Genomic DNA, 14674 nt, shown 5'->3' on the forward strand with positions numbered 1-14674 from the left:
TCAGCGGTCGCGGGTGAAGATCAGCTCGTCGGCCAGGCCGTACTCCACCGCCTCCCGTGCGGTGAACACCCGATCCCGCGCGGTGTCCTTGCGCAGCTGTTCGAGGCTCTGGCCGGTGTGCTTGCTGAGGATGGCCTCGGTCTGCGCGCGAATCCGCATCACCTCCGCCGCCTGCAACGCCAGATCCGAGATGGTGCCCTGCCCCTGCGCCGACGGCTGATGCAGCAGCACCCGGGAGTGGTTCAGCACAAACCGCCGCCCGGGCGTGCCCGCCGAGAGCAGCACCGCCGCCGCCGATACCGCCTGGCCCATGGCGTAGGTCTCCACCGGCGTCCGCATGAACTGCATGGTGTCGTAGATGGCCAGCATCGCCGTGTTCGAGCCGCCCGGCGAGTTGATGTAGAGGCTGATCTCGCGATCGGGCGACTCCGACTCGAGGTGCAGCAGTTGCGCCATCACGACATTCGCGACGCCGTCGTCGATCTCGGTGCCCAGGAAGATGATTCGGTCGTTGAGCAGCCGGCTGAACACGTCGAAGGAGCGTTCGCCGTTCGGAGTGCGTTCGATGACATGGGGAATCGTGTACTGGGACATGGTCACAACCCCGCTCGGTGTGCGTTGGTGAAGGGCGCGATCTGGGCGAAGCCGGCCGCGATCTCGTCCACGATGCCGTATTCGCGCGCCTGCTCCGGCGTGAACCAGCGGTCGCGGTCGCTGTCGGTGCGGATCTCCTCCAGCGAATGACCGGTCTCCGCGGCGAGAATCTGCTCCGACTGGAGCTTCATGTACTCCAGGTTCTCCGCCTGGATCGCGATGTCCATGGCGGTGCCGCCGATGCCGGCCGACGGCTGATGCATCATGATCCGGCTGTGCGCCAAGCTGATTCGCTTGCCCTTGGTGCCGGAGGCGAGCAGTACCTGCCCCATGCTCGCGGCGAAGCCGACGGCCACGGTGACCACGTCGTTGGGGATCAGCTTCATCGTGTCGTAGATGGCGAGCCCGGCGAGCACGGACCCGCCCGGCGAGTTGATGTAGATGACGATGTCGCGCTTGTTGTCCTCGCTGGCCAGCAGCACCAGTTCGGTGCAGGCCCGCTCGGCCATCGCGTCGTCGACCTCGCCGGTCAGTTGGATGGTCCGATGGCGGAACAATCGATCGGCTAGTTGACCTCGGTAGTCCAGGTGCGATGTTTCGATCATGGGTCAGGTCTATCGCGCGCCGACCGGCGAATGCCCCAGTGTCTGCCGACAGCAGACGCACCGATCGCAGCCGACCCGCCGCACCGGCGCTCAGCGCCCTGAGCGGCGCGGATTCAAGAAGGGGTGCACATCGTCGGTGCCATCTCATAGAGTGCGCGAATGGGTGTTGCGGCGGTGGTGCTACGGGCGGCGCGGGCGGAAGACGCGGCGACGATCGCCGAGATCTGGTACACGGGGTGGGGCGACGCGCATCGGGGGAACGTACCCGATGCCTTGATCGTGGCCCGCACCCGCGAATCCTTCGATACCCGTGCGGTGCAATACATCCCGAACACCACCGTCGCGACGGTGGGCGACGCGATCGCCGGGTTCGTGACGGTGATCGATGACGAGGTGAATCAGGTCTACGTCGCCGCGGACCACCGCGGCGCCGGAATCGCCCCGATTCTGCTCGCCGCCGCGGAATCCCGGGTACGCGACAACGGCCACCGGCGAGCGTGGTTGGCCGTCGTGCCGGGCAACGCGCGCGCCCGGGCGTTCTACGCGAACAACGGCTGGTCCGACGAAGGACCGTTCACGCTCGTCGCGCACGGACCGGCGGGCACCATCGACGTACCGTGTCACCGGTACGTCAAGCAGGTCGGCTAACGCACACCGAGCACGAGTGGGAACTCCGGCTGCCCGCCCAGCAGGAACGCGCCCGCCGTCTGGATCATCTGGTCGTGTGCCATGAGATGCGTTGTCATGGTGCTCATATCGCGCAACCAGACGTCGAGCGGGCTCGGCTTGTACACCGACTCGGTGCCGACCAGCTCGCACAGGCGAGCGATGATATGGCGGCAGGCGCGGTAGGAGTGGGTGCGGGTCAGCAAGGTCTGGATCCGGATGTCCGCCGGAATATCGGCGAACCGGTTCTCGTCCAACGCATCCCACAGCGTGCGCAGGCTGTCGACCACCGCGCCGCGCGCGACGATGTACGCCATCTCGCACTCGCCCAGAATGTATTGCGCCCGATAGTTGTCCGCCCACTTCTGCCCGGTCCCCGCGATGACCTTGCCCTGCGCGAGCTCGCGCACATAGTCCAGAGCGGCCCGCGTTGCGCCGAGCGGGATGCCGGGCATCACCCGGGCCAAGGCCTCGGGTTCGGCGAGTTTGCCGGTGCCGCTTTTGGGTTCGTAGAAGTCGAAGCAGTGATGTTCGGGGATGAAGAGGTCGTCGGTCGCGTAATCGTTGCTGCCGCTGCCGCGCAGACCGGTGCTGTCCCAGGTATCGAACACCTGGACCTGATCGCGGCGCATGCAGAACATCTTCGCGATCGGCGCACCGCCGGCCATCGCCAGGTCCTCGCCGTCGAAGATCATCGCGCCGGCCACCACGAGATCGGCGTGGTCGATCGCGCTGCCCAATTTCCAGCGGCCGGTCAGCCGGTAGCCGCCGTCGGTCCGCACCGCCCGCCCCGCCGGGGCGATCAGCCCGGAGGTGATCAGATCACGCGTCGGGATCAGCTCGGCGAGTGCCTGTTTATCGAGGAACCCGGCGTAGACACCGGTCGCCGCCCCGATCATCGCGCACCATCCGGTGGCGGTGTCCCCGTAGGCCAGCGCCTCGAACACCTCCATCTGCTCCAGCGAGGTCAGTCCGGGCCCCCCGAGCTCAGCACTGAACCCCATCCCATAGATCCCCATGCCCCGCAGCCGCTCGACGATGTCCCGCGGTAGTTGCCGCGCCGCATCGATCTCCTGCCGCCGCGTAGCCAGCTCCGGCGCGAAAGCCCGTGCCGCCGCCAGCAATTCAGTCGCCGTAGTCGATTCTCCGGTCACCATCGCCCCAATCAGGTCCAGCCACAATTGAATTCGCGCTACAGCCGGCACACCAAGGCTAGCTCGGCCACCGGCCCCACGAACCACGTTCCCAGCGAACGGCGCAGATCCATTCGGCCGCAACGTCCTCGCCCGAGTATGGCCAGCCAGCCCCCACCCCGGCCAGGAAACGGACCGCTGACCGAACCGTCGATGTCCTCGATGCTCCGCGCGCCCCTCCTTCGAGCGTAGGTCGAGGCCCGAACGGGTGGGTGGTCCTCTTGCTACCAGGAACTCTGTCCCCTGGCACGGCCCGCTGAACAGCGCGAATGTTGTGCTCATGACAAACAACCTGATCGGCCGCGTCGCGGTCGTCACCGGAGCTTCCAGTGGGATCGGCGCGGCGACCGCGCAGCGGCTCGCGGCCGACGGCGCGAAGGTCGCGCTGCTCGGGCGGCGCAAGGACCGGCTCGAAGAACTGGCCGCGCGGATCGATGGCGAGGTGCTCGCGGTGACCGCCGACGTGGCCGTGCAGCAGTCGGTGCGGGACGCCGCGGCGACCGTGCGGGCGGCGTTCGGTCCGGTCGATCTCGTCGTCGCCAACGCGGGCGTCATGCTCGGGGCTCCGTTCGAGTCGGCGCAGACCGACGAGTGGGAGCAGATGGTCGGCATCAACCTCAACGGATTGTTCTACACCGGAAGGGCTTTCATCGACGACCTGCTCGCCGCGGCGAGCAACGGCGAACGGGCCGACCTGGTGCACGTCGGCTCGGTCGGCGGGCACCTGCCGTTCCCCAACTACGGCGTCTACTGCGCGACCAAGGCCGCGGTCGCGCACCTCACCCGCAACCTGCGCACCGAGTTCGGCCCGCGCGGGGTTCGGGTGAAGACCATCGAACCCGGTTTCGTCAGCACCGAACTCGGCGCGGGCATGCTCGACGAGGACCAGAAAACCGTCCTCGCCGGTTGGCGCAGCGATATCGGAACCCTTGTCGCAGAGGACATCGCGGACGCGATCGCGTATGCGGTCACGGCGCCGAAACAGGTGAACATCGCCGAAATGATCGTCGTGCCAACACCCCAGGGCTGACCCGGGACGAAAAGCCCGCCGGCGCAACGCGCGTCGGCGGGCTTTCGCGATCGGCCGGTTCTACTTCTCGATGCCCTCGAAATCGAACAGGCCGTTCCAGGCCAGCTCGGCCTTCTTGACCTTGTCCGAGCGACCGGCGGCGGCCACGTAGTCGAACATCGGGATGTCGACCATGTCCCTGAGCAGCAACGCCTGCGCCTGGCCGACGATCTTGTAGGACTCCTCCAGCGTCGGCGCCGCCAGCGCGGCATTCAGCAGGGCGTCGAACTCCGGGTTGTCGTAGTTGACGTTGTTCCCCTCGGAGAAGCTGTAGTACTGCGAGGTCAGGAACTGCAACATGGTCGGGTAGTCACCCTGCCAGCCGTAGCGGAACGCCTTGCCGATGGTCTTCGCGTTGATCGCGTCCCGGATGGTCTTGAACGTCGGGTACGGCGTGCCGACGGCCTCGATGCCGAGGGTGTTCTTGATGCTGTTCGCCGTGGCCTCGATCCAGCCCTGGTGGCCACCGTCGGAGTTGTAGGCAATCTCGTAGGTACCCGACCACGGGGAGATGGCGTTGGCCTGGGCCCACACCTTCTTGGCCTCTTCCGGGTTGTACTGCAAGGCCTCCACGCCGGGCAGGTTCTCGTTGAACCCGGGCAGCGTGCGGGCGGTGAAGTCCCGCGCGGGCAGCCGCAGACCGTGGAAGATGTTCTGGCTGATCTGCTCTCGGTTGATCGCCATGGACAGCGCCCGGCGGCGCAGCAGGCCTTCCTGGCCGCCGAAGTGCGGCGCGTTGGTCTGGATGCCGATGGCCGCCTTGTACGCGATCGGCTTGGTGATCGCGCGATCACCGAGATCCTTCTTGTAACTGGCCATCGCGCTGTCCGGAATCACGTCGAGGGTGTCCAGATTGCCCGCCAGCAGATCGGCGTAGGCGGTCTCGAAGGTCTGGTACATCACGAACCGCAGACCCTTGTTCTTGGCCGGGCGCCCACCCTTGTAGTCCGGGTTGGCGACCAGGTCGATCTGCACGTTGTGCTGCCACGCACCGTTTTTCGCGAACTTGTACGGACCGTTGCCGATCGGGTTCTCGCCGAACGCCTTCATGTCCTTGAACGCGGCCTCGGGCAGCGGGTAGAACGGCGCGTAGCCGAGCTCGGTCTCGAAGTCGATGGAAGGCTGCTTCAACGCCACGGTGAAGGTGCGGTCGTCGACCACCTTCAGCCCCGACATCGTCTGCACCTTGGCGTCTTTCGCCTGCACCTCGTCGAAGCCGGCGATCGGCGCGAAGACGTAGCTCTGCAACTGGGCGTTGGTGCCGAGGGCGCCGTAGTTCCAGGCGTCCACGAAGGACTTCGCGGTCACCGGCGAGCCGTCGGAGAACTTCCAGTCCGGCTTGATGGTGATCTTGTAGTTCTTCCGGTCGGTCGTCTCGATCTTCTGCGCAAGCTCGTCGTGCGCGACACCGTTGGCGTCGTAGTACTTCAGCCCCGAGTACAGCCGGTCGACGACGCGGCCGCCCATGTTCTCGTTGGTATTGGTGGGCACCAACGGATTCTGTGGCTCACCGGCGTTGGTCGTGACGACATCGGCATCGCCCCCGTCGTCCGACGAGCATGCGGTCAGCCCCAGGCTTGTGGACATGAGCGCCGCCGCGAGCAGCGCACCAGCTCTTGTGAATCTCACGCGTTCTCCCGATTTCGAGCAGATCATCGGGACACGCAGAGACACGACCCGTGCCCCACCCCGATCACCTTGGAATGTTCTCGGACAGTAACCATTCCGAGACCCGTTGTCATGGGATCCGCCGATGATCGGACCGGCCGCAGGTCACCGCGGCCGGTCGCCCGTTATGTCCGACTCTCCAGGCTCTCCTTGACCTTGGCGATGGCGAAGCCCCAGGCCTGGTCGAAGGTCGGTTTCGGGGGGACGGAGATCTCGTCGGGATTGGTGACCACGTCGAGGAGCACGGGCCTGCGTTCGGCGAAGGCCGCCGCCACCGCCTCGTCCAGATCCTCCGGATCGGTCACCCGCCGGGAGTGCAGGCCCATCGCGGCGGCGACCGCCGATAGGTCCGGGTTGTCCAGCACGGTGCCGAACTCGGGCAGGCCGCCCTCCTCCTGCTCGAGTTTGACCATGCCTAGGCGTCCGTTGTTGAACACCACCAAAGTGACCGGCAGGTCGTAGGTGACCGCGGTGCGCAGGTCGCCCAGCAGCATCATCAGTCCGCCGTCGCCGCAGAACGCGACGACCTGGCGGTCCCGATCGAGGATCTGCGCGCCGAGCGCCTGCGGCATCGCGTTGGCCATCGACCCGAAGTTGTACGAGCCGATCAGGCGGCGCGAGCCACGCAGGCTGAGGAATCGGGACAGCCACACGGTGGACATGCCGGTGTCCGAGGTGAAGATCGCGTCGTCGGCGGCGTGCGTGTTGACCGCGGCGGCCACCGCTTCCGGGCGGATCAGCTGGTCCGGATTATCCAGATGCCGGCGGATCCGGCCGAGGAGCTTGCGGTCGTGCTTGGGTTCGGCCAGGCGCTGCTGGAGCCCGCTCCAGCGCTGATACTCCGTTTGGGCCTTCTTCAGGTGCTTGTCGGACGATTTGGTGTCCAGTTTGAGCAGCAGTTCGCGCAGTGTGGGACCGGTGTGGCCGACCAGCGCGACATCGACCGGAGTGCGGCGACCGATGTGGTCGAGCCGCGAGTCCAGCTGAATGACCGTCTTGCCGGTCGGATACCAGTCGCGATACGGGAAGTCGGTGCCGACCATGAACAGCACGTCGCAGTCCTCGAGCGCCGAATTGGCGGCGGGGTTACCGATCAGGCCGGTCTGCCCGACCGCATACGGATTGTCGTGTTCGAGGCCCTCTTTCGCCTTGATGGTGAGCACCATCGGCGCGGAGAGCTGTTCGGCGAGCCGGAGCACCTCGTCGCGGGCCTCCCGCGCGCCGATGCCGACCAGCAGGGTGACCTTGTCCGCCTTGTTCAGCGTCTCCGCGGCCTGCACGATCTCGGTCGTGCCGGGCACGATCGTGCGGTCGCGGGCGACGAACCGGGGACGGACATCGGTGTCCAGCTTCAGGCCACCGATGTCGCCCGGAATGGTCAGCACGGAGACACCCTGGCGCGAGACCGCCGCGTTCACGGCCTGTTCGAGCAGGCGGGGCATCTGCGCGGCACTGGTGACCGTCGCGGTGAACTCCGAGACGTCCCGGAAGACCGCGTCGTTGTCGACCTCCTGGAAGTACTCGCTGCCCATCTCGGAGGTCGGCACCTGGCCGCAGATGGCCAGCACCGGTGCGTGTGATTTCTTGGCGTCGTAGAGACCGCCCAGCAGATGGATCGAGCCGGGGCCGACGGTGCCCGCGCACACCCCGATGGTGCCGGTGAGCTGGGCTTGCGCGCCGGCCGCATAGGCGGCGACCTCTTCGTGTCGCACGCCGATCCATTCGATTCGATCCTCCCGGCGGATCGCGTCGGTGATCGGGTTGAGCGCGTCGCCGACCACACCCCAGACCTGGGTGACGCCCTCGTCCGCCAGCGCAGTGACGATCATTTCCGCAACCGTGGTCATCCTCGACTCCTCCGCGTCATAGTCGGTTCTGCTGGGCGGCCGCTGTCATCGAGAAACTCGGCGGCCGGTGACCAGGCCGACCAGGAACAACAGGATCACGGCACCGCCGATGCAGGTGAAGAAGCTGAACCAGAGCCCGCCGCCTTCGACGTCCACGCCGAGCAGCTTCAGCAGGAAGCCGCCGAGCAGACCGCCGACAATGCCGACGACGATATTCAACAGAATGCCCTGCTGAGCATCCGTCTTCATGATCTTGCTGGCAATCCACCCGGCAAGGCCGCCGATGATGATCCACCCGATGATCCCGAGTCCCAGCATGATGTCCTCCTGTCCGTTCGCACCCGTCGGAAAGGCGCGCTGCGCCCGTGATACCCGCCGACGCGCGACTCAAGCAGTGCAGCGAGGTTCACCACATCGACACTCGCTGACCGTTTGCCCGGTCGCCCGCCGGGTAGCCGGAAGGAATGACCGACTCCCGTACCCGCGGCAGAGTCCCTACCCCGCCCGCCGATCGGCGAGAAGTCGCCGGTTCCTGTGGCGCTGTCGCGCGAATCCTGGTTGTCGTTCCGGTGCGCAACGAGCAGCGGTTGCTGCCCGCCTGCCTGTCGGCATTGGCGCGAGCGGCGGGGCGAGTCGAGGTTCCGGTTCGGATCCAGCTCGTGCTCGACGCGTGCACCGACGGTTCCGCGGCAGTGGCCCCCTCGAATGTGGCGGTGATGCAGGTCGACGAGCGCAATGTCGGCGCGGCCCGCGCGCTGGGTTTCGCGCACGCGGGCGCGCACTGCGCGGCCGAGACCTGGTTCGCGACAACGGATGCCGACTCGGAGGTCGACGAGCGGTGGTTGCAGCGCCAGCTCGAGTACGCGCGTGCGGGAAACGACGTGGTCGCCGGAATCGTCGGCGTGCGCAGCTGGGCCGATCATGCCGCCGCCACCCGGCGACGGTATGAGCGGGAATACGGCACCGGCGAGGGACACGGCCACGTCCACGGCGCGAACCTCGGCTTCCGGGCCGACGCCTATTGGCGAATCGGCGGCTTCCGGCCGCTGCGCACCGGCGAGGATGTCGATCTGGTGTCCCGGATGGCGGCCGGCGGTGCGCGGATCGCGTGGGCCGGGGACGTCCTCGTCCATACCTCCGCGCGCCGGGTCGGCCGCGCGCCACAGGGGTTCGCTGCGCGTTTGCGGCGACTGGAGAACAGCTATCGCGCCGAGAGTAGGAGTGCCTGATGCCGCCCACCGACATCCTGAGCACCGCTCCCACCGCGACCGCGAGCGCGCTGCGGCGGCTCGCGGAGGCCGGTCGCCTGGAACTGCCCTATCCGGGATCCGGTCGCACGCTCGATCGCTGGCGCTCGCTCGCCGATTTCACCTTCGGCAATGTGGTGATCGGGCGGATGGTGGAGGCGCACGCGGACGCCGCGGCGATTCTGGCGGAGCTCGGCGGCGGGGTGGTCGAGCGCGGTCAGATCTGGGGCGTGTGGGCCGCCGAACCGCCGAAGCCGATGCTACAGGCGCGATTCGAGGCCGGACGGTGGACGCTGGACGGGCGCAAGGCGTGGTGTTCCGGAGCGACGATCTGCACGCACGCACTGGTCACCGCGCGGGCAGGGGACGAGCGCCGGTTGTTCGCCGTCGATCTCGGCCAGTCCTGCGTGCGCGCGGTGCCCGGTACCTGGCATGCCGTGGGCATGGCGGAATCCGACTCCGGTGCGGTGGATTTCACCGATGCGGCCGCCGAACCCATCGGCGGGCCCGGTGCGTATCTGGCGCGACCGGGGTTCTGGCACGGCGCAATCGGCGTCGCCGCCTGCTGGTACGGCGGTGCCTGCGCCGTCGCCCGCACCCTGCACGATCGAGCCACCGACGAACACGCCCTCGCCCATCTCGGCGCGGTCATGAGCGGATTGCACGCCGCCGCACTGTGTTTGGCGGAGGCCGCCGGACAGATCGACGCCGACCCGGGCGACCGGACCGGTGCCGCGCTGCTGCGCGCCAGGACCGTGCGGGCGGTGGTCGAGGACGCGGCGTCGGCGACCATCGATCGGGTCGGGCGCGCCCTCGGGGCCGGACCGCTGTGCGCGGACGCCGAGCACGCGCGCCGCGTCGCCGACCTCACCGTCTATCTCCGCCAGAGTCATGCGGAGCGAGATCTGGCCGATCTTGGCCGTGACTACGCGGAAAAGGAGTTCACATGGTTGCCGAACCGCTGATCGACCTAGCCGCCCGGGGCACGCCGGAGCGCACCTGGACCCGGTGGCGCAACCGGCGACCGGAGTTATCCCTGACGGGCTGGCGGCATTTGATCGTCGTCGCGCCGCATCCCGACGACGAGGTGCTCGGCGTCGGCGGCTTGATCGCGCTCGCCCGCGCGCACGGGCTGCCGGTCACGGTGGTCACGGTGACCGACGGTGAAGCGTCGCACCCGGGCTCCCCCACCTGCTCGCCCGCCGAACTCGCGGATCTGCGCGTGGCGGAATCCCGGCGTGCCGCAGCGGAACTGGGGGTCGAACCGCCGATTCGGCTCGGCATCGAGGACGGCAAGGTGGCCGCCGACGAGGCAGCGGTGACCGAAGCGTTGTCTCGCGTCCTCACCGACTGCGGCCGCGCGGGCGCGTGGTGCGCGACCACTTGGCGGCGCGACGGTCATCCCGATCACGAGGCGGTCGGCCGGGCCGCCGCCGCGGCCTGCGCGGGCACCGCGACCCGGCTACTGGAGTTCCCGGTGTGGATGTGGCACTGGGCAACTCCCGAACATCCGGTGGTTCCGGGCAGCCGCGCCCGAGCGTTGACCCTGCCCAGCACCGCGCTCGACGCCAAGCTGCGGGCCATCTCCCAGTTCCAGAGCCAGATCCTGCCGATGTCGGAGGATCCCGCCGACCAGCCGATCTTGCCGCCGCACGTGCTGGACCGGTTCACCGGCAACACGGAAACGTACTTCGTATGAGCGAAACCGGGCTCGCCACCGACTATTTCGACAACATGTACGCCCGCGATCCCGATCCGTGGGGCTTCACCACCCGCTGGTACGAGCGTCGCAAACGCGCGCTCACCATGGCCGCGCTGCCGAAGGACCGCTATCACAACGCCTTCGAGCCCGGCTGTTCGATCGGCACCCTCTCCGCCGAACTCACCGACCGCTGTGATCGCCTGGTCTGCACCGACATCGCCGCCCAGGCCCTCGACTCGGCCGGCCGGCGCATCGACCGGCTGCCCGAATCCGAGCGCGGCGCAGTCGAATTCCGCCGCTGGGCGCTCGGCGAGCCCTGGCCCGACGAACACTTCGACCTGATCGTGCTCAGCGAGGTCTGCTACTACCTCGACTCGGTCAGCTTGCGCACCGCTCTCACCCACGCCGTCGGCCACCTCGAACCCGGCGGCGCCCTGCTCTGCGTGCACTGGCGGCGCAAGGTCCCCGAATACCCGCTCTCCGGCGACCACGTGCACGCCATCGCCCGCACCACCCGCGGCCTGTCCGCCCTCGCCGGCTACCACGACGAAGACCTCCTCCTCGACGTCTTCATCGCCGGCAACCCCGTCTCCGTCGCCGCGACCGAGCACATCGAGTGATTCAGTCCACTCGGGCAGACCTGATCGCTACGCCATCGCGAAGCGCAGCAGCGCCTGCTTGTCGCCCTGCTTGATCTTGCCCTTGCGGTTCAGCACCTCCAGTTGCCAGGTGGTGCCGGAGCGGAAGGCGCGGGCGACGGCGTTGGCGTTGTCCGCGCCGAGCAGCGACGGCCAGATGTCGGCGACCTGCTGGCTGCTGCCGCCGCTGGCGTCGTAGACCTTGAAGCTGATGTTGTTCGCCTTGTCGAACGAGCTGCCCTTCTTGAAGGCAGCCGCGACGAAGATGATGGCGTCGATACCGCCGGGGACGTCGGCGAAGGTGACATGGACGGTCTCGTCGTCACCGGCCGCGGCGCCGGTCTGCTCGTCGCCGCTGTGCAGGACCGAGCCGTTGCCCAGCGGGTCGAGGGAGTCGAGCCCGGCGAAGCGGACCGGCTCGGCGCCCTGCATGAGGATGGCGATCAGGTCGAGGTCGACGCCTTTCTTCCGGCGTGCCCAGCCGAGTGCCCCGCCGCTGGTCCCCGCCGAAGGATCCCAGCTCACGCCGACACTCAGCTTGGTGACGCCGGCGAGATCCGCGGCGCCGTCTTCTTTCTTGAGCGTGATCATGGGTTCAGATTAGCGGGGGTTCCGTAACTCCAAGCGCCAGAGAGTTTCTCATTCGGGACATCGGCGATGGCCGCGGAGTGTGCCGCGAAACCCATTGATAGCGAATAGCTCTCGCCTGTGGTCAAGCGATGGACGTAGCCTTCGCCAGCAGACGATGCAGCTGCCGCTGCTCGCGCGCGGACAGCCGGCGCAAAGGCAGGTGCCGGGTCATCGCGTCGACCAGTTGCGCACGGTGCGCCGCCCCGGCCGCGGTGAGGGCAACCACTTTCACCCGCTTGTCGTCCGGTCCGGGTAGTCGCTCGACCGTGCCGCGTTTCTCCAGCTTGTCGATGATGAAGGTGACCGTCGACGGGTCGCTGCAGGTGCGCCGGGCCAGTTCGGACATCGACGGCAGCGCGGCCGCCGGGTTGAGGTGCCAGAGCACATTCGCGGAGGGCACGGTGAGATCCAGTTCGCGCAGGACGCTCACCAATGCGGCGTCCAGCTGGTCGGATACCGTGCGGAGCTCGGCGAGCAGGCGATAACCCAGGTCCGCTTCAGGCAGGTCCGCTGTCACGGACCACAGTTTAGCCAGCTACTTGAAGTCTCCTATGAAGTTACTTTGACACTCAAATTTCGGCGAGGTGATTTCGGCTCGCGCATGGTTCGGCCGAGGTTCCCAGATCACCTGCGGCTTCGGCGTGCCGCGGTCCGGGGCCGGCCAATCACCTTGGCCGGCTAGCTATTTACAAACGGGGGCCGGGCGCGGTTCGGTGGGGCATGGGTGATCCGTTGAACGAACAGGACCTCGCGGCGCAGGCGTTGGCATTGGTGAACCAGGCGGCGGGGCCGTACCTGGCGAGTCTGCCCGAACGTCCGGTGCGCGACGCCGCAGCCGAGCCGCTCATCGACGAGCTCGGCGGTCCGCTGCCGGAGCAAGGGGGCGGCGCGCAGGCCGCGATCGAGGAGTTGCTCGCAGTCGGGACACAGGCGTCCGTGCACTCCTCCGGACCGCGTTTCTTCCATCTCGTGGTCGGCGGGTCGACGCCCGCGGCGATGGCCGGAGACTGGGCGACCGCGCTGCTGGATCAAAACGCCGGGCTGTGGGTCACCTCGCCGCTCGCGTCGCGCGTCGAGACCGTGGTGCTCGGGTGGTTGAAGGACCTGTTCGCCCTGCCGCAGGATTTCGGCGGAGTGCTCACGCCCAGCGCCACTTTCGCGAATCTGACCGGGTTGGCGGCGGCGCGCTACTGGTGGGCCGGCCGGCACGGAGTGGACGTGGTCGCCCACGGACTGCTGGGGCTGCCGCGGATGCCGGTGCTGACCAGCGGATACGTTCACGCCAGCACGCGTAAGGCGTTGCAGATCCTCGGCTGCGGGCGAGATACCTTGCGCACCTTCGTCCGGGACGACGCCGGGCGGATCGACCTGGACGCGCTGGAGCGGGCGCTGATCGAACTCGACGGTGCGCCCGCCGTGCTCGTCGGCAACCTCGGCGAGGTGAACACCGGTGATTCCGACCCGATTCAGGAGCTGGCCGATCTGGCCGAGCAGTATCGCGCCTGGCTGCATGTCGACGGCGCGTTCGGCTTGTTCGCGGCGATCTCACCGCGGACCGCGCACCTCGCCCGCGGCGTCGAACGCGCCGATTCGGTCACCGCGGACGGGCACAAATGGCTGAATGTTCCACAGGAGAGCGGGTTTTCGTTCGTCAAGGACAGCTCGATCCTGGGCAAGACGTTCGGCGGCTGGGGCGCCGCCTATCTGCCCACCCTCGATGACGAACAGCTCAGCTACAACATGCACGGTCCCGAATCCTCCCGTCGCGCAAGGGCGTTCCCCATCTGGGCGACCCTGCGCGCATATGGTCGCGCGGGTTACCGGGACATGGTGGAGCGCCACCTCGACGTGGCCGCCCACCTGGGCCGGATCGTCGACGAGGCGCCCGACTTCGAACTACTCGCCCCGGTCCAGTTGTGCGTCACCTGTTTCCGCTACCGCCCGCCCGGCGTTCCGGACTCCGACCTGGACACCCTCAACGCCCGCCTCGGTGCGGCCATCCTCGAAGACGGCCGCGTCTACGTCGGCACCACCACGTATCGAGGCGTGACCGCGCTGCGTCCCACCTTCGTGAACTGGCGCATCACCGAGCCCGAGGCGGACCTGCTCGTCCAGGTCATTCGGGAGATCGGGCCGCGACTCTAAGCCAGGAACTGCAGCGTCGAACGTTCGCCGCGGCGCAACGCCGCGGTGTGCGCGGCAACGTTCACCGCATCGCTCAACGTCTCGCCCGCGGCTAATTTCGCCACCACCCTGGCCTCGGCTTCCTTGGTGACCGTGGCGGCGTCGAGCAACGCCTCGACCCGCTCGGGCTCGACCACGATGATTCCCTCCTCGTCGGCGAGAATCACGTCCCCCGGCGACACTGGAACACCACCGCAGGTCACTGGAATCTGTAGCTCACCGAGCTGAGCAGTAGTCCCTGCCATCGGCGTGATGAACCGGCTATAGATCGGCAACTCACACCCCCGAACATACGAAATATCCCGATACCCCCCATCGATGATGATTCCACCGAGCCGGCGGGCCAGCGCCCCACGCGCGAAAAGCTCTCCGGCAAAGGCGATCTCACGACCACCCCCATCCACAACGATCACATCTCCGGCCGACGCGGACTCGATCGCCCGCAACACCCCGAAAAAGTCGCCCCTGCACTGAACAGTGAACGCGGGCCCCACGATCCGCGCCTCCGCCGACCGCAGCCGGATCCCGCTGTCCAACACCCGGATCGATTTGTCCGCATCACAGATAGCGGTCGTATCAACAGAATTGAACTTCGCGACAACCTCATCAGCCACCATTGGCGCCACCCTCT

At 67.7% G+C, this 14674-nt stretch carries 16 protein-coding genes; 7 read left to right on the forward strand and 9 right to left on the reverse strand.

The genetic code is table 11. The features are described from left to right. Both ACFYO1_RS29835 and ACFYO1_RS29840 read right to left on the reverse strand, forming a co-directional pair. The gene (locus ACFYO1_RS29835) at positions 1-594 is read right to left on the reverse strand and encodes a ClpP family protease (protein ID WP_387237805.1); all 594 of its coding nucleotides are present in this window, start codon (positions 592-594) and stop codon (positions 1-3) included. A 2-nt stretch (positions 595-596) separates the two neighbouring features. Beyond that, entirely contained in the window at positions 597-1199 is a 603-nt protein-coding gene (locus ACFYO1_RS29840) for a ClpP family protease (RefSeq protein WP_150402634.1), read from the reverse strand. Between the two features lie 159 nt (positions 1200-1358). Between ACFYO1_RS29840 and ACFYO1_RS29845 the strand changes: the two genes are divergently transcribed. After that, positions 1359-1847, forward strand: a complete 489-nt coding sequence (locus ACFYO1_RS29845; protein ID WP_387237808.1) for a GNAT family N-acetyltransferase — start codon at positions 1359-1361, stop codon at positions 1845-1847. Here the strand turns inward: ACFYO1_RS29845 and ACFYO1_RS29850 are convergent. Further along, complete coding sequence (locus ACFYO1_RS29850; protein WP_387237811.1) at positions 1844-3022, reverse strand: acyl-CoA dehydrogenase family protein; 1179 nt, start codon at positions 3020-3022, stop codon at positions 1844-1846. The two genes, ACFYO1_RS29845 and ACFYO1_RS29850, sit on opposite strands and share 4 nt — an antisense overlap. A 316-nt stretch (positions 3023-3338) precedes the next feature. Between ACFYO1_RS29850 and ACFYO1_RS29855 the strand changes: the two genes are divergently transcribed. Continuing rightward, on the forward strand, positions 3339-4088 hold the full coding sequence (locus ACFYO1_RS29855; protein WP_387237814.1) for an SDR family oxidoreductase: 750 nt from the start codon (positions 3339-3341) through the stop codon (positions 4086-4088). 60 nt (positions 4089-4148) lie between these two features. Here the strand turns inward: ACFYO1_RS29855 and ACFYO1_RS29860 are convergent, their stop codons facing one another. The 3 genes from ACFYO1_RS29860 to ACFYO1_RS29870 all read right to left on the reverse strand — a co-directional run bounded on the left by ACFYO1_RS29860 (position 4149) and on the right by ACFYO1_RS29870 (position 7960). Beyond that, a complete protein-coding gene (locus tag ACFYO1_RS29860; protein ID WP_387238672.1) occupies positions 4149-5714 on the reverse strand; it encodes an ABC transporter substrate-binding protein in 1566 nt (521 codons plus the stop codon). A 206-nt stretch (positions 5715-5920) separates the two neighbouring features. Continuing rightward, complete coding sequence (locus ACFYO1_RS29865) at positions 5921-7642, reverse strand: thiamine pyrophosphate-dependent enzyme (RefSeq protein WP_387237817.1); 1722 nt, start codon at positions 7640-7642, stop codon at positions 5921-5923. A 45-nt stretch (positions 7643-7687) separates the two neighbouring features. Then, complete coding sequence (locus tag ACFYO1_RS29870; RefSeq protein ID WP_150402629.1) at positions 7688-7960, reverse strand: GlsB/YeaQ/YmgE family stress response membrane protein; 273 nt, start codon at positions 7958-7960, stop codon at positions 7688-7690. Between the two features lie 146 nt (positions 7961-8106). Between ACFYO1_RS29870 and ACFYO1_RS29875 the strand changes: the two genes are divergently transcribed. The 4 genes from ACFYO1_RS29875 to ACFYO1_RS29890 are packed head-to-tail and all read left to right on the forward strand — an operon-like array spanning position 8107 to position 11211. Beyond that, complete coding sequence (locus ACFYO1_RS29875) at positions 8107-8871, forward strand: glycosyltransferase (protein WP_387237820.1); 765 nt, start codon at positions 8107-8109, stop codon at positions 8869-8871. Then, positions 8871-9854: an acyl-CoA dehydrogenase family protein gene (locus ACFYO1_RS29880; protein ID WP_387237823.1), complete on the forward strand. Its 984-nt coding sequence runs from the start codon at positions 8871-8873 to the stop codon at positions 9852-9854. Before ACFYO1_RS29875 ends, ACFYO1_RS29880 begins: the two co-directional genes overlap by 1 nt. Further along, the gene (locus ACFYO1_RS29885) at positions 9836-10588 is read left to right on the forward strand and encodes a PIG-L deacetylase family protein (RefSeq protein WP_387237826.1); all 753 of its coding nucleotides are present in this window, start codon (positions 9836-9838) and stop codon (positions 10586-10588) included. The genes ACFYO1_RS29880 and ACFYO1_RS29885 overlap by 19 nt, the downstream gene beginning before the upstream one ends. Beyond that, entirely contained in the window at positions 10585-11211 is a 627-nt protein-coding gene (locus tag ACFYO1_RS29890; RefSeq protein ID WP_387237829.1) for an SAM-dependent methyltransferase, read from the forward strand. Before ACFYO1_RS29885 ends, ACFYO1_RS29890 begins: the two co-directional genes overlap by 4 nt. A 27-nt stretch (positions 11212-11238) precedes the next feature. Here ACFYO1_RS29890 and ACFYO1_RS29895 read toward each other — a convergent pair whose 3' ends face one another. Both ACFYO1_RS29895 and ACFYO1_RS29900 read right to left on the reverse strand, forming a co-directional pair. Continuing rightward, positions 11239-11820 (reverse strand): TerD family protein, encoded by a 582-nt coding sequence (locus ACFYO1_RS29895; protein ID WP_387237831.1) that lies wholly within the window; start codon positions 11818-11820, stop codon positions 11239-11241. Positions 11821-11941: 121 nt separating this feature from the next. Continuing rightward, positions 11942-12376 (reverse strand): MarR family winged helix-turn-helix transcriptional regulator, encoded by a 435-nt coding sequence (locus ACFYO1_RS29900; protein WP_387237834.1) that lies wholly within the window; start codon positions 12374-12376, stop codon positions 11942-11944. Positions 12377-12579: 203 nt separating this feature from the next. Between ACFYO1_RS29900 and ACFYO1_RS29905 the strand changes: the two genes are divergently transcribed. Beyond that, complete coding sequence (locus tag ACFYO1_RS29905; RefSeq protein ID WP_387237837.1) at positions 12580-14004, forward strand: pyridoxal phosphate-dependent decarboxylase family protein; 1425 nt, start codon at positions 12580-12582, stop codon at positions 14002-14004. Here ACFYO1_RS29905 and ACFYO1_RS29910 read toward each other — a convergent pair. Next, entirely contained in the window at positions 14001-14669 is a 669-nt protein-coding gene (locus tag ACFYO1_RS29910) for an RraA family protein (RefSeq protein WP_387238675.1), read from the reverse strand. The two genes, ACFYO1_RS29905 and ACFYO1_RS29910, sit on opposite strands and share 4 nt — an antisense overlap. Positions 14670-14674 lie beyond the last annotated feature (5 nt).

The organism is Nocardia sp. NPDC006044, from assembly GCF_042871115.1.
Classification (GTDB): Bacteria; Actinomycetota; Actinomycetes; order Mycobacteriales; family Mycobacteriaceae; genus Nocardia.

Excerpts from the sequence above, each read along its gene's own strand:
- ACFYO1_RS29890 (WP_387237829.1), top strand. The coding sequence starts at position 10,585 with ATGAGCGAAACCGGGCTCGCCACCGACTATTTCGACAACATGTACGCC.
- ACFYO1_RS29865 (WP_387237817.1), bottom strand. The coding sequence starts at position 7,642 with ATGACCACGGTTGCGGAAATGATCGTCACTGCGCTGGCGGACGAGGGC.
- ACFYO1_RS29840 (WP_150402634.1), bottom strand. The coding sequence starts at position 1,199 with ATGATCGAAACATCGCACCTGGACTACCGAGGTCAACTAGCCGATCGA.
- ACFYO1_RS29905 (WP_387237837.1), top strand. The coding sequence starts at position 12,580 with ATGGGTGATCCGTTGAACGAACAGGACCTCGCGGCGCAGGCGTTGGCA.
- ACFYO1_RS29870 (WP_150402629.1), bottom strand. The coding sequence starts at position 7,960 with ATGCTGGGACTCGGGATCATCGGGTGGATCATCATCGGCGGCCTTGCC.
- ACFYO1_RS29855 (WP_387237814.1), top strand. The coding sequence starts at position 3,339 with ATGACAAACAACCTGATCGGCCGCGTCGCGGTCGTCACCGGAGCTTCC.
- ACFYO1_RS29895 (WP_387237831.1), bottom strand. The coding sequence starts at position 11,820 with ATGATCACGCTCAAGAAAGAAGACGGCGCCGCGGATCTCGCCGGCGTC.
- ACFYO1_RS29860 (WP_387238672.1), bottom strand. The coding sequence starts at position 5,714 with ATGTCCACAAGCCTGGGGCTGACCGCATGCTCGTCGGACGACGGGGGC.
- ACFYO1_RS29885 (WP_387237826.1), top strand. The coding sequence starts at position 9,836 with ATGGTTGCCGAACCGCTGATCGACCTAGCCGCCCGGGGCACGCCGGAG.
- ACFYO1_RS29835 (WP_387237805.1), bottom strand. The coding sequence starts at position 594 with ATGTCCCAGTACACGATTCCCCATGTCATCGAACGCACTCCGAACGGC.
- ACFYO1_RS29845 (WP_387237808.1), top strand. The coding sequence starts at position 1,359 with ATGGGTGTTGCGGCGGTGGTGCTACGGGCGGCGCGGGCGGAAGACGCG.
- ACFYO1_RS29880 (WP_387237823.1), top strand. The coding sequence starts at position 8,871 with ATGCCGCCCACCGACATCCTGAGCACCGCTCCCACCGCGACCGCGAGC.
- ACFYO1_RS29875 (WP_387237820.1), top strand. The coding sequence starts at position 8,107 with ATGACCGACTCCCGTACCCGCGGCAGAGTCCCTACCCCGCCCGCCGAT.
- ACFYO1_RS29850 (WP_387237811.1), bottom strand. The coding sequence starts at position 3,022 with ATGGTGACCGGAGAATCGACTACGGCGACTGAATTGCTGGCGGCGGCA.